General features: G+C 71.3%; 20 protein-coding genes. 6 read left to right on the top strand and 14 right to left on the bottom strand.

Translation table 11 applies throughout. The features are described from left to right. The first annotated feature begins 333 nt into the window (after positions 1 to 333). Both MQV74_RS23880 and MQV74_RS23875 read left to right on the top strand, forming a co-directional pair. Positions 334 to 1,656: a 3-oxoacyl-ACP reductase gene (locus MQV74_RS23880; protein WP_242720801.1), complete on the top strand. Its 1,323-nt coding sequence runs from the start codon at positions 334 to 336 to the stop codon at positions 1,654 to 1,656. A gap of 786 nt (positions 1,657 to 2,442) precedes the next feature. Further along, entirely contained in the window at positions 2,443 to 3,273 is an 831-nt protein-coding gene (locus MQV74_RS23875) for a MaoC/PaaZ C-terminal domain-containing protein (protein WP_242720799.1), read from the top strand. Between the two features lie 97 nt (positions 3,274 to 3,370). Here the strand turns inward: MQV74_RS23875 and MQV74_RS23870 are convergent, their stop codons facing one another. From MQV74_RS23870 to MQV74_RS23855, 5 genes are all read right to left on the bottom strand, one after another. Next, positions 3,371 to 4,711: a dicarboxylate/amino acid:cation symporter gene (locus MQV74_RS23870; protein WP_242720796.1), complete on the bottom strand. Its 1,341-nt coding sequence runs from the start codon at positions 4,709 to 4,711 to the stop codon at positions 3,371 to 3,373. A gap of 88 nt (positions 4,712 to 4,799) precedes the next feature. Next, positions 4,800 to 4,931, bottom strand: a complete 132-nt coding sequence (locus MQV74_RS40875) for a hypothetical protein (RefSeq protein WP_267885626.1) — start codon at positions 4,929 to 4,931, stop codon at positions 4,800 to 4,802. Between the two features lie 154 nt (positions 4,932 to 5,085). After that, positions 5,086 to 5,379, bottom strand: coding sequence for a DUF4229 domain-containing protein (locus MQV74_RS23865; protein ID WP_242720793.1), 294 nt, complete (start codon positions 5,377 to 5,379; stop codon positions 5,086 to 5,088). 106 nt (positions 5,380 to 5,485) lie between these two features. Beyond that, on the bottom strand, positions 5,486 to 6,649 hold the full coding sequence (gene mqnE / locus MQV74_RS23860) for an aminofutalosine synthase MqnE (protein WP_242720791.1): 1,164 nt from the start codon (positions 6,647 to 6,649) through the stop codon (positions 5,486 to 5,488). 105 nt (positions 6,650 to 6,754) lie between these two features. Continuing rightward, the gene (locus tag MQV74_RS23855) at positions 6,755 to 7,210 is read right to left on the bottom strand and encodes an Lrp/AsnC family transcriptional regulator (protein ID WP_138961196.1); all 456 of its coding nucleotides are present in this window, start codon (positions 7,208 to 7,210) and stop codon (positions 6,755 to 6,757) included. A gap of 139 nt (positions 7,211 to 7,349) precedes the next feature. On the opposite strand from MQV74_RS23855, the gene MQV74_RS40870 reads away from it, so the two are divergent. Further along, complete coding sequence (locus MQV74_RS40870; RefSeq protein ID WP_269078153.1) at positions 7,350 to 7,481, top strand: hypothetical protein; 132 nt, start codon at positions 7,350 to 7,352, stop codon at positions 7,479 to 7,481. Positions 7,482 to 7,512: 31 nt separating this feature from the next. Here the strand turns inward: MQV74_RS40870 and MQV74_RS23850 are convergent, their stop codons facing one another. Genes MQV74_RS23850 through MQV74_RS23840 form a run of 3 tightly spaced genes read right to left on the bottom strand, consistent with a single transcriptional unit; the run spans position 7,513 to position 10,573 of the window. Beyond that, positions 7,513 to 8,187: a UbiX family flavin prenyltransferase gene (locus MQV74_RS23850; RefSeq protein WP_374120675.1), complete on the bottom strand. Its 675-nt coding sequence runs from the start codon at positions 8,185 to 8,187 to the stop codon at positions 7,513 to 7,515. Between the two features lie 35 nt (positions 8,188 to 8,222). Next, the gene (gene mqnP / locus MQV74_RS23845; RefSeq protein WP_242720784.1) at positions 8,223 to 9,125 is read right to left on the bottom strand and encodes a menaquinone biosynthesis prenyltransferase MqnP; all 903 of its coding nucleotides are present in this window, start codon (positions 9,123 to 9,125) and stop codon (positions 8,223 to 8,225) included. Next, on the bottom strand, positions 9,122 to 10,573 hold the full coding sequence (locus tag MQV74_RS23840; protein ID WP_138961193.1) for a menaquinone biosynthesis decarboxylase: 1,452 nt from the start codon (positions 10,571 to 10,573) through the stop codon (positions 9,122 to 9,124). The genes mqnP and MQV74_RS23840 overlap by 4 nt, the downstream gene beginning before the upstream one ends. 88 nt (positions 10,574 to 10,661) lie before the next feature. Between MQV74_RS23840 and MQV74_RS23835 the strand changes: the two genes are divergently transcribed. Both MQV74_RS23835 and MQV74_RS23830 read left to right on the top strand, forming a co-directional pair. Further along, complete coding sequence (locus MQV74_RS23835; RefSeq protein ID WP_242720781.1) at positions 10,662 to 10,961, top strand: PLD nuclease N-terminal domain-containing protein; 300 nt, start codon at positions 10,662 to 10,664, stop codon at positions 10,959 to 10,961. 118 nt (positions 10,962 to 11,079) lie between these two features. Continuing rightward, positions 11,080 to 12,000, top strand: a complete 921-nt coding sequence (locus tag MQV74_RS23830) for an isopenicillin N synthase family dioxygenase (protein WP_242720778.1) — start codon at positions 11,080 to 11,082, stop codon at positions 11,998 to 12,000. A 5-nt stretch (positions 12,001 to 12,005) separates the two neighbouring features. Here MQV74_RS23830 and MQV74_RS23825 read toward each other — a convergent pair whose 3' ends face one another. Beyond that, positions 12,006 to 12,332, bottom strand: a complete 327-nt coding sequence (locus tag MQV74_RS23825; RefSeq protein WP_242720775.1) for an ArsR/SmtB family transcription factor — start codon at positions 12,330 to 12,332, stop codon at positions 12,006 to 12,008. Positions 12,333 to 12,442: 110 nt separating this feature from the next. On the opposite strand from MQV74_RS23825, the gene MQV74_RS23820 reads away from it, so the two are divergent. Then, on the top strand, positions 12,443 to 13,420 hold the full coding sequence (locus MQV74_RS23820; RefSeq protein ID WP_242720772.1) for a quinone oxidoreductase family protein: 978 nt from the start codon (positions 12,443 to 12,445) through the stop codon (positions 13,418 to 13,420). On the opposite strand, the gene MQV74_RS23815 is transcribed toward MQV74_RS23820, so the two are convergent. The 5 genes from MQV74_RS23815 to MQV74_RS23795 all read right to left on the bottom strand — a co-directional run bounded on the left by MQV74_RS23815 (position 13,417) and on the right by MQV74_RS23795 (position 18,437). Further along, on the bottom strand, positions 13,417 to 13,920 hold the full coding sequence (locus tag MQV74_RS23815; protein WP_242720769.1) for an SRPBCC domain-containing protein: 504 nt from the start codon (positions 13,918 to 13,920) through the stop codon (positions 13,417 to 13,419). The genes MQV74_RS23820 and MQV74_RS23815 overlap by 4 nt on opposite strands. Positions 13,921 to 13,972: 52 nt before the next feature. Next, on the bottom strand, positions 13,973 to 15,097 hold the full coding sequence (gene ccsB, locus MQV74_RS23810; protein ID WP_242720765.1) for a c-type cytochrome biogenesis protein CcsB: 1,125 nt from the start codon (positions 15,095 to 15,097) through the stop codon (positions 13,973 to 13,975). Continuing rightward, on the bottom strand, positions 15,094 to 16,998 hold the full coding sequence (locus tag MQV74_RS23805; protein ID WP_242720762.1) for a cytochrome c biogenesis protein ResB: 1,905 nt from the start codon (positions 16,996 to 16,998) through the stop codon (positions 15,094 to 15,096). Before MQV74_RS23805 ends, ccsB begins: the two co-directional genes overlap by 4 nt. Positions 16,999 to 17,001: 3 nt before the next feature. Then, positions 17,002 to 17,724, bottom strand: coding sequence for a cytochrome c biogenesis CcdA family protein (locus tag MQV74_RS23800; protein WP_242729050.1), 723 nt, complete (start codon positions 17,722 to 17,724; stop codon positions 17,002 to 17,004). Positions 17,725 to 17,789: 65 nt separating this feature from the next. Continuing rightward, positions 17,790 to 18,437, bottom strand: coding sequence for a TlpA family protein disulfide reductase (locus MQV74_RS23795; RefSeq protein ID WP_242720759.1), 648 nt, complete (start codon positions 18,435 to 18,437; stop codon positions 17,790 to 17,792). Between the last annotated feature and the right edge of the window lie 25 nt (positions 18,438 to 18,462).

Here is an 18,462-nt window from a genome sequence, read left to right as displayed (position 1 = left end):
CGCCCCGGCCGCACCCCGCCCCCCAGCGCGGCTACGCCCCGTGATCACCCCTGCTCAGGGCGGATGCGGGAGATCAGTCACCTCTGCCGCAGCCAGGAGCCCGGCCGGGATTCGACGGTATCCCTCGACCAGCTCCTGACCCTTGAGTAACCTTACTGAAGGGTAAATCGAAGCAGCCGTACGCCTGTTGGGAAGCGGACGGACGACCGTTGAGAAGTGGGCGGACGACCGTGGGAAGCGGGCGGCCGCCTAGGGGAAGCAGGCGGCCGTCGGCGGGAAGCGGGCGGGCGCCTGCTCGTCCCGCCGAGAACCGACCGAGCTGGGAGCTGGGCCATGGCCGACCGCTATCTGACGTTCACCCGCACCGCGCCCGGCCGGTTCCTCACCCGCAAGCTCGGCCTGCCCCGCCCCGTGCCGCTGCGCCGCTGGTCGCCCGAACGCCCCGCGCTCGACGGCCCGTTGCTGCACCTCACGGCGGGCGACGTACCCCTGCCCGGCCTGCACGAGGTGCTCACCCGCACCGGACTGCCGCCGCACGCGGGGCCGTTGGGCACCCGGCGCCCCGCCGCCGTCGTCCTGGACGCGACCGGGGTCGCCACCGTCACCGCCCTCGTGGACGTGCACGCCACGCTGCACCCCGTGGTGCGGTCGCTCACGGACTGCGGCCGGATCGTCGTCCTCGGCACGCCGCCCTCCCCGGCCGACCACCACCAGGCCGCCGCGCAGCAGGCCCTAGACGGGTTCGTCCGCTCCCTCGCGAAGGAGCTCGGCCGGGGCAGCACCGCGACGCTCGTCCGCACCACCTCCGCCCCCGCCGCCGAGCCCACCCTGCGCTTCCTCCTCTCCCCCAAGTCCGCGTACGTCAACGGCCAGACCATCGAGGTCACCGAGGACACCCACGACGAGGACGCGCACGAACTCCGCGACCCCGCGCGGCCGTTGGCGGGCCGCACCGCACTCGTCACCGGCGCGGCCCGCGGCATGGGCGAGGCCGTCGCCCAGGTCCTGGCCCGCGACGGCGCCCACGTCGTCGCCCTCGACGTGCCCGCCGCGCACACCGATCTCGTACGCGTCGCCGAACGCGTCGGCGGCACCCCGCTGACCCTCGACATCACCGCCGACGACGCGGGCGAACGGATCGCCGCCGCCGTGCCCGACGGCCTCGACGTCCTCGTCCACAACGCGGGCATCACCCGCGACCGGCGCCTCGCCAACATGGCCGCCGACCGCTGGAGTCCGGTCCTCGACGTCAACCTGGGCAGCGTCCTGCGCACCACGGACTTCCTCCTGAAGTCCGGCACCCTGCGGCGCGGCGGCAGCGTCGTCGCCACCGCGTCCATCGCGGGGCTCGCGGGCAACGCCGGGCAGACCAACTACGCCGCCGCCAAGGCGGGCGTCACCGGCCTCGTCCGGTCCCTCGCGCCCCGGGCCCTCGCCGAGCACGGCATCGCCGTCAACGCGGTGGCCCCCGGCTTCATCGAGACCCGCATGACCGCGGCCGTGCCCCTCCTCATCCGCGAGGCCGGACGCCGCATGAACTCCCTCGCGCAGGCAGGGCAGCCCGTCGACGTCGCCGAGACGGTGGCGTGGCTGGCCCTCGGTGAGGTGAACGCCCAGGTGGTACGGGTCTGCGGCCAGAGCCTCCTCGGCGCGTGACGCCAGCGCTGTGCTTGAGCCGTGCCCTCCCGCCGCGCCCCGGCCTCGCGAGCCCGGGCCCTGCCGCGCTTCCGCCCCGGGGGTCCTGCCGCGCCCCCACCCCGGGCTCTCCCGCCCACCCACCCGCAGGTCCCCGGCCTCGCGAGGCCGAACCCCGACACGTCCGCGCCACCGCTCAGCAGTCGCCGCCGCCGCTACCGCGGCGGTTCTCCCACCCACCCACCCGAAACCTCGGCGTCGCCCGCCCGGCCCCGACGCGGGGCGCTGCGCCTTGCGACGTCACCGTCCCCAACGGTGGAGGCGGGCGGGAGGGCCCACCCCGCGCACAGCACGACGCCCCGCCCGCTGTGAACCATCCCCCCGCAAGGCAGAACCCCCGAGCGCAGCCCCGGCGCCACGCAGCCCTCCCGCCCCTGACGGGCACGGGCAGGCGGGCCCACCCCGCGCACAGCACGACGCCCCGCCCGCCGAGGGCCACCCCCTCCCCGCAAGGCGGAACACCTGGCCACAGCCCCGCTGCCGCACAGCTTCCCCGCCCCCGGTCGGCACGGGCGGGAGGACCCACCCCGCCCACACGCAGCGCGACGCCGCCACCCCAGCCACCGTGGGCCGTCTCCCCGCAACGCAGAACCCCCGAGCACAGCCCCGCTGCCGCGCAGCGCTCCCGCCCCTGGCGGGGGGGGCGGGTGGGTGGGACCGCCCGGCGCCGCCGCCCCTCCCCCCGGCCCCAGGGGCACAGCCCCGGCGCCGCGCAGACGTCACACCGACCCCCGCGAAAGGCCCCCCATGCCCCCGGCCCCGCTCCCCCTCACCCTCCTCAAGGGCGCCTTCCTCTCCCCCTTCAAGCGCCCGGGCGCCGGGCACCCCGGGCCGCCGGGCCGGCAGGGCCGCGCCCGGATCGCACCCGGCCGAGTGGACGCGTACCGCCGGGTCTGCGGGTTCGCCCCCACCGGGGCCACCGTCCCCCTGCCGTACCCACACGTCCTCGCGTTCCCCCTGACCACCCGCCTCCTGGCCGCCCGGGCCTTCCCGCTGCCGCTGCTCGGCCTGGTGCACACCTCCATCGAGGTCGTACGGCACCGCGCCCCACGGCTCACGGACGAGCTCGACCTCACCGCGTACGTGGCGGAACTGACCCCGCACCACCGCGGCACCGAGGCCACCGTGGCCCTGGAGGCAGCCGTCGCCGGAACCGTCCTGTGGGAGTCCCGCAGCACCTACCTCGCCCGCCACCGCACCCCCACAACGGCACCGGGGCGGAGCCCCGACGCGGAGCCTCCGCTGCCCACCGGCGCGCGGTGGCGGCTCGCGGCCGGTCTGGGCCGCCGCTACGGCGCGGTCTCCGGCGACCGCAACCCCATCCATCTGCACCCGCTCACGGCCCGCCCCTTCGGCTTCCCGCGCGCGATCGCCCACGGCATGTGGACGTTCGCCCGCTGCCTGGCGGAGTACGGGATCGACGACATCGAGCCGGTCCGCGTGACCGCCGAGTTCCGGGCGCCCGTACTGCTGCCCTCGACCGTCACGTACGGCCGCCGGGGGCAGGACTTCGAACTGCGCGACAGCACGGGACGCCCGCACCTGCGCGGCCGGGTGGAGCCGCTGGCGGGGCGGTGAACAGGTCTTCCCCGGAGTTCGGGTACGGATCAGCGTACGGCCGTGCCCCGCACCGGAGTTCCGGTGCGGGGCACGGCCCTACCGGGCGAACGCCCGCCTACGCGGCGGCAGGCAGCGGCCCGTCGTCCAGCGAGTCGTCGAGCGGCGAAGCCGACGCGTGCTCGTACGCCTCGCGGTCGAGGATGTTCTCGCGGGCCGCGACCACGACGGGGACCAGGGCCTGGCCCGCGACGTTCGTGGCGGTGCGCATCATGTCGAGGACCGGGTCGATGGCAAGGAGCAGGCCGACGCCCTCCATGGGCAGGCCGAGCGTGGACAGGGTCAGGGTCAGCATGACCGTGGCGCCCGTGAGGCCGGCCGTGGCGGCGGAGCCCACGACGGACACGAAGGCGATCAGCAGGTACTCCTTGATGCCCATGTTCACGTCGAAGATCTGCGCGACGAAGATCGCGGCGATCGCCGGGTAGATCGCGGCGCAGCCGTCCATCTTGGTGGTGGCGCCGAACGGCACCGCGAAGGACGTGTACTCCTTCGGCACGCCGAGGCGCTCGGTGACCTTCTGCGTGACCGGCATCGTGCCGACCGAGGAGCGGGAGACGAAGGCCAGCTGGATGGCGGGCCAGGCGCCCTTGAAGAACTGGAGCGGGTTGACCTTGGCGACGAACGCGAGCAGCAGCGGGTAGACGCCGAACATCACCAGGGCGCAGCCGATGTAGATGTCCGCGGTGAACGTGGCGTACTTGCTGATCAGGTTCCAGCCGTAGTCGGCGATGGCGAAGCCGATGAGGCCGACGGTGCCGATCGGGGAGAGCTTGATGACCCACCACAGGGCCTTCTGGAGCAGCGCGAGGACGGACTCGCTGAGGTCCAGGATGGGCTTGGCCTTCTCGTCACCGATCTTGAGGATGGCGATGCCCGCGACGGCGGCCATGAAGACGATCTGCAGGACGTTCAGCTCGGTGAACGGCGTGATGACGTCGGTCGGGATGATGCCGGTGAGGAAGTCGATCCAGGAGCCCTCGTGCTCGGGCTTGGCGCCGTCCTTCGGGGTCAGGCCCGTGCCCGCGCCGGGGTTGGTGACCAGGCCGATGACGAGGCCGATGACGACCGCGATCAACGACGTGATCATGAACCAGAGGAGCGTCCGGGTCGCGAGCCGCGCGGCGTTGTTGACCTTCCGCAGATTGGTGATCGAGATCAGGATGGCGAAGAACACCAGCGGGGCGACGGCCAGCTTGAGCAGGCCGATGAAGGTGTCGCCGACCTTGGAGAGGGTGGTGACGAGCCAGCTGATGTCCTGGCTGCGGGCGAGCCAGCCGAGCAGGACGCCGAGGACCAGACCGCCGAGGATCTGGGCCCAGAAGGGCATCTTGAGGAACCTGGGTATCCGGAAGCCGGATCGGGGCTCGTCGGTGGGGGACGCGGAATTCGCGGACACGGACACACTCCGGGTAATGACGGGGGACGTGAGGAGCGGCGGCCCGAAGGGGTCACGGGCGCCGCTGCAGTGCAGATGTCGAAGTCGTTCAGATGACGCGACAGGCCGCGGACATGCAGCGGCAGAGATCGACATGCAGGCGCTCCACGAGCGGGACGCTGCGCAGGCGCGCCACGAGCGGGACGCTCATGGCGTTGCGGTGCGCGGCTGCTGTCTTCATGTCGAACACGTTAACACTTGAACTTTGAGTACATCAAAGCCCTTGTTTGAGGTAGGAGGGGTCCCAAGGGTCCCAGAAACGGCAGAACCCCGGTACCGGAGCGGCATGCTCCGGTACTGGGGTTCGCTGTGTGGCGAGTGGGGTGTGACGAACCTTACGACTGCGCGGTGCGCGCCGAGTCGTCGGCGTCGTCCTCCTGGGTGCGGTTGCGCTCCAGGTTGGCCTTGACGTTGTCGACCTTCGCGACGACCTTCTCCGAGGCCCGGTCGCGCTCCTTGCGCAGGAGGACGAAGCTGATGGGCGCGGAGACCACCAGGGAGAGCAGCGCCACCCACAGGAGGTTGGAGCCGCCGAGCCCGCGCGGCACGATGCCGGAGTAGACGAGGCCCCAGACGACCAAGAAGCAGCCCGCGAAGACCCCGAGGCGCATCAGCGTGTAGCGGAGCATGTCAATCCACTCTTCCGTTCCGACATAGGCCCGAGCATCCCGAATCAGCCCGAGCCGGACGAGCCCCTCCAGTGAAGCACGGCGACGCGCCCCCGCAGGAGGCGGGTCAGAACCGCATCGGCTGCGGCGACTCGCGCAGCTCCCGGTCGGGGCCGGGGAACTCGCGGATGACCTCGTAGCGCGTGTTGCGCTCCACCGGGCGGAACCCGGCCTCGCGGATCAGGTCGAGCAGGTCGTCGCGGGTCAGCTTGTTCGGCGTGCCGAAGTTGTCCGCGTCGTGGGTGATCTTGTACTCGACGACGGAGCCGTCCATGTCGTCCGCGCCGTGCTGGAGCGCGAGCTGCGCGGTGGCGAGGCCGTGCATGACCCAGAAGACCTTGACGTGCGGCACGTTGTCGAACAGCAGCCGGGAGACGGCGAAGGTCTTGAGGGCCTCGATGCCGGACGCCATCTTCGTGCGGGCCTGGAGCCGGTTGCGGACCTTGCCGTCCTGCACGTCCACGAAGTCGTGCTGGTAGCGCAGTGGGATGAAGACCTGGAAGCCGCCGGTCTCGTCCTGGAGCTCACGCAGCCGCAGCACGTGGTCGACGCGGTGCCGGGGCTCCTCGATGTGCCCGTACAGCATCGTCGCGGGGGTCTTCAGACCCTTCTCGTGCGCCAGGCGGTGGATGCGGGACCAGTCCTCCCAGTGGGTCCGGTGGTCCACGATGTGCTGGCGGACCTCCCAGTCGAAGATCTCGGCGCCGCCGCCGGTCAGCGACTCCAGACCGGCGTCGATCAGCTCGTCGAGGATCTCGGAGGCGGACAGGCCGGAGATGGTCTCGAAGTGGTGGATCTCGGTGGCCGTGAAGGCCTTCAGGGAGACGTGCGGCAGCGCGGCCTTCAGCTCCCGCAGCGAGCGCGGGTAGTAGCGCCAGGGGAGGTTCGGGTGCAGGCCGTTGACGATGTGCAGCTCGGTGAGGTTGTCGGCCTCCATCGCCTTGGCGAGCCGGACGGCCTCCTCGATGCGCATCGTGTACGCGTCCTTCTCGCCCGGCTTGCGCTGGAAGGAGCAGTACGCACAGGAGGCCGTGCACACGTTGGTCATGTTGAGGTGCCGGTTGACGTTGAAGTGCACCACGTCGCCGTTCTTACGGGTGCGCACCTCGTGGGCGAGACCGCCGAGCCAGGCCAGGTCGTCGGACTCGTACAGGGCGATGCCGTCCTCGCGGGACAGCCGCTCCCCGGAGCGGACCTTCTGCTCAAGGTCGCGCTTGAGCCCTGCGTCCATGTGCCCTACCTCTAACTTTCCGCCGACCGACGACCTGTGACAGACCCGCCCAACCGTACTCCCCCGCCCTTCGGGCGGAAGGTGCCCCCTCACGGCGCTCCACGCCTACACCTCTTCGGGAAGTTCCCCGACCCGGTTCTCCCACTTGGTGGAGAGGACGATCGTCGTCCGCGTCCGCGAGACGCCCTTGGTGCCGCTGAGGCGGCGGATGGTCTTCTCCAGGCCGTCCACGTCGTTGGCGCGGACCTTGAGCATGTACGAGTCGTCGCCCGCGATGAACCAGCAGTCCTCGATCTCGTGCAGGTCGCGCAGGCGCCGGGCGACGTCCTCGTGGTCGGCGGCGTCGGACAGCGAGATGCCGATCAGCGCGGTGACGCCGAGGCCGAGGGACGCGGAGTCGACCGTCGCGCGGTAGCCGGTGATGACGCCGGCCGCCTCCAGGCGGTTGATGCGGTCGGTGACGCTGGGCCCGGAGAGACCGACGAGGCGCCCGAGCTCGGCGTAGGAGGCACGGCCGTTCTCGCGCAGAGCCTGGATGAGCTGCCTGTCCACGGCATCCATAGGTCGAAGCCTTTCATTATTTAGCGTTTTCGCGAGTCTACGTGTAGAATCTAAGGCGTAACAGGGTCCAGACCCTGCGAATCTTCCGGATGTTCAGCCGATCAACGACGATCCTTCGAATTCTTCAGGAGTGTTCCCCGTGTACACGATCGAGATGGCCTACGCCCGTATGCGCGAGCTTCAGGACCTGGCCAACCGCTCGCGTGCCCACCAGTCCGTCACGGCCGCCCGCAAGGCCGCCAAGAAGTCGCGGGGCGCGAAGAAGCGCTAGCCCCGCCCCTGAGCGTTCCCTTCCGGGGCGCTCAGCCCTCACGGGAGCCGCCTCCTAGCTCCCCTTTCCAGCGGCGGTACAGCTGGTGCGGCACCCCTGCCGCGTCCAGCGTCCGCCCGGCGACGAAGTCCACCAGATCCTGGATGTGCGTCGCCCCCGCGTAGAACGCCGGAGAGGCGGGCAGCACGATCGCGCCCGCCTCGTCCAGGCTCACCAGGTGCCGAAGCGTCTGCCCGTTCAACGGGGTCTCCCGTACGCAGACCACGAGCCGCCGCCCCTCCTTGAGCGTCACGCTCGCCGCGCGCTGCAGCAGGTCCTTCGAGAGCCCCAGCGCCACCCCGGCCACGCACGCCGTGGACGCGGGCACGATCAGCATCCCCTTCGTCGCATACGAACCCGACGACGGCCCCGCCGCCAGATCACCGGCCGCCCAGTAGCGCACGGCCTCCGCGCTCACCCCGAACGTGCCCGGCTTGCCGTCCGCGCCCCGCGCCAGCCACTCCTGGAGGTCCTCGCGCCAGTGCGCGTCCCGGAAGGAGATGCCGGTCTCGTCGAGCAGCGTCAGGCGCGAGGCCCGCGAGACCACCAGGTCCACGCTCTCCCCGGCCGCGAGCAGCGCCCGCAGGACCGCCGCGGCGTACGGGGTGCCGGAAGCGCCCGACACCCCCACGACCCAGGGCCTACGCTCCGTATCTCCCGCGTTCACGCCCCGCAGCCTATCCACGGGCTCGCCGCCTGCCGTCATACCGTGAGCCCGCGCACCAGCAGGTCGAGCAGCGCGCACACGAAGAGCGCGATGCCGATGAAGCCGTTGACCTGGAAGAAGGCGCGGTTGAGGCGGGACAGGTCGTGCGGCCGCACGATCGAGTGCTCGTACAGGAACGCACCCGCGACGATGAGCAGGCCGAGCCAGAAGAACGCGCCCGCGCCGGTGGCCAGGGCGTACCAGACGAACAGCGCCGTCGTGACGGCGTGGCAGCCGCGCGCGCCCCGGACGGCGGCCGGGATACCGAACCGCGCGGGCACCGACATCACGCCGACCTCCCGGTCGGTCTCCACGTCCTGGCAGGCGTAGATCAGGTCGAAGCCGCCGATCCACACGCCCACCGCGAGGCCCAGGATCGCCGCGGTCCAGGACCACTCGCCGCTGATCGCGAGCCAGGCGCCGACGGGCCCGATGGCCTGCGCGAGACCGAGGATGGCCTGCGGGAAGTTGGTGAACCGCTTGCCGTACGGATAGACCACCATCGGGATCACGGCGACCGGCGCGAGCGCCAGGCACAGCGGGTTGAGCAGTGCGGCGGAGCCCAGGAAGACCACGACGGCGACGAGCGCGCCGGTCCACGCGGACTTCACCGTGACGGCGCCGGTGACCAGCTCGCGGTGGGCGGTGCGCGGGTTACGGGCGTCGATCTCGCGGTCGATGATGCGGTTCGCGGCCATCGCGAAGGTGCGCAGGCCCACCATGCAGATGGTGACCAGGAGCAGCCGCCCCCAGTGGATGTTCTTGTCCCACTCGTACATCGCCGTCAGGGAGGCGATGTAGGCGAAGGGCAGCGCGAACACGGAGTGCTCGATCATGACCAGCCGCAGGAAGGCTTTCGTACGTCCCGGCTGCGGCAGCGCGGCGGAAGCGGAGCTCACAGGCCGTACTCCCGCCAGCGACGGTCCACGAGCGCGGCGGTGTCCGGGTCCGACTCGACCATGTCCGGCCAGCCCCCGTCGCGGGTGTAGCCCTCCTCGGGCCACTTCTTCGTCGCGTCGATGCCCGCCTTGCCGCCCCAGAACTGCTGGTAGGAGGCGTGGTCGAGATGGTCGACCGGTCCCTCCACGACGGTCAGGTCACGGGCGTAGTCGGTGTTGCCGAGCGCCCGCCACGACACCTCGTGCAGGTCGTGGACGTCGCAGTCGGAGTCCACGACCACGATCAGCTTGGTCAGGGACATCATGTGCGCGCCCCAGATGGCGTGCATGACCTTCTGCGCGTGCTTCGGGTACTTCTTGTCGATCGAGACGATCGCGCAGTTGTGGAAGCCGCCCGACTCCGGCAGGTGGTAGTCCACGATGTCCGGCACGATGATCTTGAGGAGCGGCAGGAAGAACCGCTCGGTGGCCCGGCCGAGCGGGCCGTCCTCGGTCGGCGGGCGCCCCACCACGATCGACTGGAGCAGCGGCCGCTTGCGCATCGTCACGCAGTCGATCGTCAGCGCGGGGAACGGCTCCTGCGGCGTGTAGAAGCCGGTGTGGTCGCCGAAGGGCCCCTCGGGGAGCATCTCGCCCGGCTCCAGCCAGCCCTCGATGACGACCTCGGCCTGCGCGGGCACCTGGAGCGGCACGGTCTTGCAGTCGACCATCTCGATCCGCTTGCCCTGGAGGAAGCCCGCGAAGAGGTACTCGTCGATGTCGCCGGGCAGCGGCGCGGTGGACGCGTACGTCACGGCGGGCGGGCATCCGAAGGCGATGGCGACCGGAAGGCGTTCGCCCCGCCGCGCCGCCACCTGGTAGTGGTTGCGGCTGTCCTTGTGGATCTGCCAGTGCATGCCGATGGTGCGCCGGTCGTGGCGCTGAAGCCGGTAGAGCCCGAGGTTGCGGACGCCGCTCTCCGGGTCCTTCGTGTGGGTGAGCCCCAGGTTGAAGAAGGACCCGCCGTCCTTCGGCCAGGTGAACAGGGCCGGGAGCCGGTCCAGGTCCACGTCGTCGCCCCGGAGCACGACCTCCTGGACCGGTGCGTCCTTGACCTTCTTCGGCGGCACGTGCGTCATCGCGCCGAGCTTCCCGAAGGCCTCGCGCACCCCGACGAAGCCCTGCGGCAGCTCCGGTCTGAGCAGCCCGCCGATCTTCTCGCTGATCTCGCCGTACGACTTCAGGCCGAGGGCCTTGAGGAGGCGCCGGTCGGTCCCGAACACGTTCATCGCGAGGGGCATGTCACTGCCCTTGACGTTCTCGAAGAGGAGCGCCGGGCCGCCGGACTTCTGGACGCGGTCGACGATCTCGCCGACCTCCAGATACGGGTCGACCTCGGCCTTGATCCGCTTCAGATCGCCCTCGCGCTCCAGTGCCCTCAGCAGAGAGCGGAGATCGTCATAAGCCATGCGGTCAAGTATCGGTCACCGGCTACCCTGGCCCCGTCACCGGGTACGCCCGGCGCCCGCACTCCGCTCTCTGGGGGATCTCCGACACATGCTCAGGTATCTGCCGTTCCTGCTGGTCCTGGCCGTGTGGATCTACGCCTTCATCGATGTGCTCAACACGCCCGAGAAGGAAGTGCGCCATCTGCCGAAGGTGGTGTGGGTCATCATCGTCCTCCTCTTCGGCGAGGTCCTCCTCGGCCCGATCGCCTGGTTCGTCACCGGCAAGAAACGCCACCCCGCCGCGGGTGGCCCCCGTAGGTCCGGTGGCTGGGTCGCTCCCGACGACAACCCCGAGTTCCTGAAGAACCTGAACAAGGACCTGGACGACAAGCGCGACGAGGGCAAATAGCCCGTCCGGCGTTTGAGGACGAGGCGCGGAGCGCCGAAAAGGCGGGGGCACGGGGGCGGCAGCCCCCGGAGTGGGAAGGGGCGGGTCAGGGGCGCCCCGCGAGGGCACCATAGCCACCATGACGATCCCCACCGTCGACCTGCGCACCTGGCGCACCGGCTCTCCCGGCGCCCGTCAAGAGATCACCAGGGCCGTGGACGAGGGCCTGCGCACCGCGGGTTTCCTCCTCGTCACGGGCCACGACGTGGCGCCCGACCTGCGCACAGCCATCCGCGAGGAGTCCCGCGCGTTCTTCCGCCTGCCGCCCGAGGCCAAGCGGCGCTACGCCGTGCGCGTGGGCGCCCGCGGCTGGCTGGGCCCCGGCGCGGAGGCCAACAGCTACGCGGAGGGCACCCCGTCCCCGCCGGACCTGAAGGAGTCGCTGTCCTTCGCCGCCGACGAGCCGACCGGCGACCCGGCCGTCGACGCGGAGTGGTTCGCGCCCAACACCTGGCCCGCCGAGACCCCGGGCCTGCGCACCCCCGTGGAGACGTATCTGTCGCTGATGCGCGCGCTCTCCGACCGGCTCCTCGAACTGCTCGCGGCCGCGCTCGGCGAGCCCGAGGACTTCTTCACCCGCCACACCGGCCACCCCACCTGGGGTTTCAACATCAACTGGTACCCGGGCCGGGACACGGTCGGCACCCCCGAGCCGGGCCAGTTCCGCATCGGCCCGCACACCGACTTCGGCACGGTCACCGTCCTGGACCGGCAGGCGGGCCGGGGCGGCCTCCAGGTGTTCACGGACGCCGACGGCTGGCAGGACGCGCCCTGGGACCCTGCGGCCTTCACGATCAACATCGGTGATCTGATGGCGCGCTGGACCGGCGGCCGCTGGCGCTCCGGCCGCCACCGCGTCCTGCCGCCCCCGGCCGAGGTGCCCGCCGAGGAGCTGATGTCGTTGGTGTACTTCTACGAGTGCGACCCCGGCACGGACGTGCGCGGCACCGACTCGCACACCTATCTGCGCGCCCAGCTGGACGCGATCGCCTCCGACTGAGCCCGTCAGTCCCCGCGCAGCACCAGGGCGAGCAGCCCCGGGAAGCGCGCGTCGAACTCCTCGCGCCGCAGCCGGTTCACCCGCCGCGGGCCCTCGTCGCGCTGCTCGACGACGCCCGCGGCCCGCAGCGCCGCGAAGTGGTGGCTCAGCGCGGCCTTGCCGACGGGCACGTCGAAGCTGCCGCAGGCCCGCGACCAGTCCGGCGAGCCCGCGAGCTCCCGCACCAGACGCATCCGTACGGGGTCGGCGAGCGCGGCGAGGGCCTCCTGGACGGTGACGTCCTCCAGGTGCGCGTGCACGGGTGCCGCGCGGTGGCTGGTGCGTGGGGCCACGGGACCGCCTCCCCGTTTCGTGAGGGTCAGGGACTTGCCGAGTGTTCGATGGAAACCATACAGTCCCGAGTGTTCAACGCAGATCGAACACCAAGTACCGGGAGACACCCATGCGCGCAGTCCAGTTCCGCGAGTTCGGCGGACCCGATGTCCTTGAGGCCGTCGACGCCGACGCCCCCGAGCCCGGGGCGGGGCAGGTCACCGTCGACGTCGCGTACACGGGTGTGAACTTCGCCGACCTCAAGGCCCGCGCCGAGGGCTACCGCGTGCCGGGCCTGCCGTTCGTGCCGGGCCTCGAAGTGGCGGGGCGGGTGCGCGCGGTGGGCGCGGGCGTCGAGGGCGTCGTGGCGGGCCAGGAGGTCGCCGCGCTCACCGCGGGCGGCGCCTACGCCGAGGTGGCCGTCGCCGACGCCGCCACGGTCTTCCCGGTCCCCGCGGGTGTCGACCTGCGGACGGCCGCCACGCTGCCCACCGTCCTTCCCACCGCCCACGCCCTGCTGCACGAGGTCGGCCGGCTGCGCGCGGGCGAGACCGTGCTCGTGCAGGGCGCGGCGGGCGGGGTCGGCACCGTCGTCGGCCAGCTGGCGAAGGCCGCGGGCGCCACGGTGTTCGGCGTGGTGTCGAGCGCGGCCAAGGCGGAGTACGCGGGCCGGTACGGCTACGACGAGGTGTTCGTCGACAGCGGGGCCGGTTTCGCCGCCGCGGCCCGCGCGGCCACCGGCGGGCGCGGCGTCGACCTCGCCCTCGACCCGGTCGGCGGCGCCGCCTTCCGCGCGGGCCTCGACGCGCTGGCCACCTTCGGCCGCCTGGTCTCGTACGGCAACGCGAGCTCGGCCGAGCCGTGGCGCGTGGGCCAGGCCGAGCTGTTCCCGGGCACGCGGTCCGTGGCGGGCTTCTCCATCCTGACGCTGGCGCGGGAGGACCCGCGTGCGCTGCGCGCGATCGCCGAGCGCGCCTTCGAGGCGGTCGCCGACGGCACCGTCACGCTGCCCGTCACCGCCGAGTTCGCGCTCGAGGACGCCGCGAAGGCCCACGAGCTGATGGGCGGCCGCACGACGACGGGAAAGCTGCTGCTGCGCGTGGGCTAGGCGTAGGTCTCCCGCAGCTCGCGCCACCGGTCCAGGTTCCACGTCGACCAGTCCTTCGGCCGCCCGTCGAGCGCGTCCACCAGGAACTCGAAGTGGTCGTGCCACCCGGCGAGGCAGTCGCGGCGGAAGGCGTCGTCGCCGGTGAGCTCGTTGGTGAAGCGCAGCGTCGCACCCGCGGCCCCGGCGGGCTCCAGGTGGAACCGGCAGCGCCCGTGCAGGTCGATCGTGTACTCGGCGACGACCTCCGGGTCCCAGGCGGTGAGGTGCCCGGAGTGGACCGCGGCGGCCGCGTCCTCCTGGTTGAGCCAGCGCAGGCTGACGGCGCCGCCGAGGCGCGGCTCGAACACGTCGGCGGCGGCGAGCCACCCGGGAAGCCCCTCCGGGGTGGCCACCGCCGCCCAGACCGCCGCCACCGGGTGCGGCAGCCGCAGCACCCAGTGGAGCGTGTGCGTGTCCCCCGTGGTCCGGCTCGTCCCCTGTTCGACCGTCGTCTCACTCATGGGTCCCAGGGTCACGCACCCGGCGCCTCAGGTCACGCAGCTGGGCCGGGGATCAGACCCCGGCGTAGGAGTGCTTGCCGCTGACGAAGATGTTCACGCCGTAGTAGTTGAACAGCCAGCAGCCGAAGGCGATGAGCGCCAGGTAGGCGGCCTTGCGGCCCTTCCAGCCCGCGGTGGCGCGCGCGTGCAGATAGCAGGCGTACGCGACCCAGGTGATGAAGGACCAGACCTCCTTGGGGTCCCAGCCCCAGTAGCGGCCCCAGGCGTCGCCCGCCCAGATCGCGCCCGCGATGATCGTGAACGTCCACAGCGGGAAGATCGCGGCGTTCATGCGGTACGTGAACTTGTCGAGCGAGGCCGACGCGGGCAGCCGCTCCATGACCGAGGTCGCGAACCTGCCGGGCGTGCCGCCGTTCTGCAGCTTGGCCTCGTAGCTGTCCTTGAACAGGTACGCCGCGGTGGACACCGCGCCGACGTAGAAGGCGGCGCCGCAGAAGATCGCGGTGGAGACGTGGATCCACAGCCAGTACGAGTGCAGCGCGGGAACCAACTGGTCGCTGTCGGTGTACAAGACAGTGACGGCCAGGCCCAGGTCGAGCAGGACCGTGGTGATCAGCGGCAGACCGATCCAGCGGACGTTCTTCTTCAGGGCGAGCAGTCCCAGGAAGACACCGATCGCGACCGTGGAGAAGGTGATGTTGAACTCGTACATGTTGCCCCACGGCGCGCGCTGCACCGAGAGCGCGCGGGTGAGGACACCACCGGCCTCGACGAGGAAGCCGAGAGCGATCATCGAGACGGCGATGCGGCCGTAGAGGTCGCCCTGCTCGTCACCGGCGGCGGCACCCGGACCGTCCGGCACGTCGCGGCTGCCCGCGGCCGCGCGGGTGACGACCTTGGGCGCGGCCTCGGGCCGCTCCAGGGTGGCCGTGCCGCCCTTGGCCCGCACCGTGACGGCAGGACCGGAGGCCTTGGCGGCGGCGGTCTCCTTCGCCCCGTCGCTCGCGGTGAGCGCGGCGGCGGTGCGGGCGACCTTGCTTCGGCTGCCGAACAGCCACTCCGCCATGAGCGCGAAGAAGGCGAGGAGGTAGACGGCCATCGCGGAGTAGATCAGCACATTGCTGATGTGCGCGAGGTTCTCGTTGGTTTCGGCGGCGAGGGTGGTGGCGAGCGTCACTTCTCAGCCCCTTCGGCAGGAACAGCGGGGGTGGGGTGGGGGTCGTCGGTGTCCGGGGTGTCCTTGCCCGGGGTCTCGGTGTCCGGGGTCTCGGTGTCCGGGGTTTCGGCGTCCGGGGTTTCGGCGTCCGGGGTTTCGGCGTCCGGAGCTTCGGCGTCCGGGTCGCCCGCGTCCTTGCCGGACGGCGCGGCGGCCTCAGCGGTGTCGGCCGGGTCGGCCGTATCGGCGGCCTCCGGTTCCGGCGCGCTCGGTGCCTGCCCGTGCAGGCTCTCCGCCAGCGCGGCCAGCTCCTCGGGCACCTTGGCGGACTCGCTGCGGCCGAGGCCCGCCATCTCGACGACCGTGACGCCGTCGGCGCCCCGCACCGCCCGGACCCAGACGCGGCGGCGCTGGATGAACAGCGAGCCGGCGAGGCCCGCGATCGCGGCGATCGCGCCGCCCAGGGCCCAGCCGCTGCCCGGCTCCTGGGAGATCTGGAAGGTCGCCCACTGCTTGAGCTCCTTCTCGAAGGTGATCGAGCCCGCGCCGTTCGGCAGCTTCATGGTCTCGCCGATCTTGAGCCGCTTCTTCAGCAGCTCGCCCTTGGCGTCCTTGAACTTCTGCATCTTGCGCGTGTCCAGCTGGTACACGTTCTGCGGGATGCCGGAGTCCACGCCGAGGCTGCCGTGGTACGCGGAGAGCGCGAGCCGCGGATTGAAGGGCGCGGGGAACTGGGAGAACATCTGGCCGTTGCCCTCGCCCGCGAACGTGGGCACGAAGAAGGCGTTGAAGCCGAGCTGCTCCTTCTTGCCGTTCTTGTCGCGGTAGCCGTCGAGGATCTTGATGGCGCCGGTGGCCGTGCCCATGGAGTCGATGGGCAGCAGCGGCACGGAGACGCGGGAGACGACCTTGCCCCGGCCGTCGCGGACGGTGACCGTGGGCGCATAGCCGTGGCCGATCAGATAGACCTTCGTGCCGTTGACCTCAAGGGGCTTGTTGACCTCGATGGCCTTCTGCTTCTCCGGCCCGTCGGCGCCCTCGGTGTAGGTCACGTGCGCCTTGTAGGTGCGGGCCGTGCCGCGCTGGGGTCCCGACGTCTCGTACGTGCCCTCGAAGCTGCGCAGCTTGAAGCTGAACGGCTCCAGTTCGTCGGTGCTGAACAGGCTGCCGGACTTGAAGTCGTCGTACTGCGTGAGCGTGTTGGAGAATCCGTCGCCCTCCATGATCAGCTTGCCGCCCTCGGACTTGAACAGCTGTCCGGCGGCGAAGGCGAGCAGGAGCACGATCAGGGCGATGTGGAAGGCCAGGTTCCCGGCCTCGCGCAGATAGCCCTTCTCGGCGGCGACGGCCCCGCCCACCTGGTGGGAGCGGAAGCGCCGCTGCTTGAGCAGCGCGAGCGCGGCCTCGTTGACCTGCTCGGGCGAGGCGTCGGTGCGCCAGGTGGTGTACGCGGGCAGCCGGGTGAGCCGCTTGGGCGCGGCCGGCGGGCGGCCGCGGAGCTGGCCGACGAACTGCCAGGTGCGCGGCACGATGCAGCCGATGAGCGAGACGAAGAGCAGGATGTAGATCGCGGAGAACCACACCGAGCTGTAGACGTGGAACAGGCCGAGCTTCTCGTAGATCGGCGCGAGCGTGGTGTGGGTGTCCTTGAAGTCCTGGACCTTGAGCTCGTCGGTGCCCTGCTGCGGGATGAGCGAGCCGGGGATCGCGCCGAGCGAGAGCAGGAGCAGCAGGAGCAGCGCGACCCGCATGGAGGTCAGCTGCCGCCAGATCCACCGGAACCAGCCGATGACGCCGAGCGAGGGCAGGCTCGGCCCGCCGCCGGTGACCTCGTCGAGGGGGGCGGTGGACAGCTGCGCACCGGCCGCCCCGAGCTCGTCCTGGGCGACGGACTCGTCCCGGGTGGTCGTGGTCTTGCTCATGGATCAGATCCCCACCGAGTAGCTGTTCGACCAGACCTGCATCTGCTGCATGACGCTGTCCCAGACGCCGGTCAGCATCAGCAGCCCGGTCACGATCATCATGCCGCCGCCGATCCGCATCACCCAGGCATAGTGCCGCTTCACCCAGCCGAACGCGCCGAGCGCCTTGCGGAACGCGACGGCCGCGAGGATGAACGGGATGCCGAGGCCGAGGCAGTACGCGACGCCGAGGAGCGCGCCGCGCTGCGGGTCGGCGCCCTCGAACGACAGGACGTTGACGGCCGCGAGCGTCGGGCCGATGCACGGCGTCCACCCTACGGCGAACAGCGCGCCCAGTATCGGGGCCCCGACGAGCCCGGTGGCGGGCCGCTTGTGGAAGCGGAACTCGCGCTGGGTGAGCCAGGGCATGAGGCCCATGAAGAAGAGCCCGAGCAGGAGCATCACCACGCCGAGCACGTTCGTGACGGTGCTCTGGTGCTCCTTCAGGGTCTGCCCGAGGGCCCCGACGAACATCCCGGCGGGTACGAAGATCGCGGTGAAGCCGAGCACGAAGAGCCCGGCCCCCGCGACCATCCGGCCCCGCTTGGCCTCCTCCAGGTCCTGCCCGGTCACGCCGGTCACGTAGGAGAGGTAGCCCGGCACCAGCGGCAGGACGCACGGGGAGAAGAACGAGACGAGGCCTCCGAGGATCGCGACGGGAATCGCGAAGAGCAGGGCTCCGCTCATCACGGTCTGGTTCGGATCGGACACGGCGAGCGTCTGGGCGGCGGCGATGGCGGTCGACACGTCGGTCACTTCTCCGCGAGCACGGGGTCGATCATCTTGCGCAGCTTCTCCTCGCTGAGGGCCCGCTGCGAGCGCGCGGCGATCTTCCCGTCCTTGTCGATGACGAGGGTGGAGGGGATGAAGTTCGGGTTGAGCGTGCCCCGCGGGAAGCGCAGCATCAGCTTGCCCATCGGGTCGTACAGGCTCGGGTACGGCACGCCCTTGTCCTTCTCGAAGGCGATGGCCGGGCCCTTCTCGGGGTCGCGGGCGTTGATGCCGACGAACTCCACGCCCTTGGCCTTGGTCTCCTTGGCCACCTTCGCGAAGGTCGGCGCCTCGGCGCGGCACGGCGGGCACCAGGAGCCCCAGACGTTGACGACGAGGACCTTGCCCTTGTAGTCGCCGAGGCTGAGCTTCTCGCCTTCGAGGCTCTCACCGTCGAGGTCCGGCGCGTCGTGCCGGTCGGCCTTCTTCACGGTGGAGATGCCGTCGGAGCCGACGATGAAGTTCGTGTTGCCGGAACCGCCCGACGTACCGCCCGAACTGCAGGCCGTCAGGGTGAGCGCGGCGGCCGCCGCAGCCGCCGCCAGCGCCGACGCGCGACTGCGACGGCGGCTGGCACGGCGGTCAAGACTGCGGTTCTGGCTGCGGGGGGCGCGGCAGGCGGCACTCATGTGAAAAGTTTCGCATGCCCGATTC

The sequence above is a fragment of the Streptomyces sp. AN091965 genome, assembly GCF_022698285.1.
GTDB lineage: Bacteria > Actinomycetota > Actinomycetes > Streptomycetales > Streptomycetaceae > Streptomyces.
The sequence above is the reverse complement of the archived record's forward strand: the minus strand, read 5'-3'. Positions and strand labels throughout refer to the sequence as shown.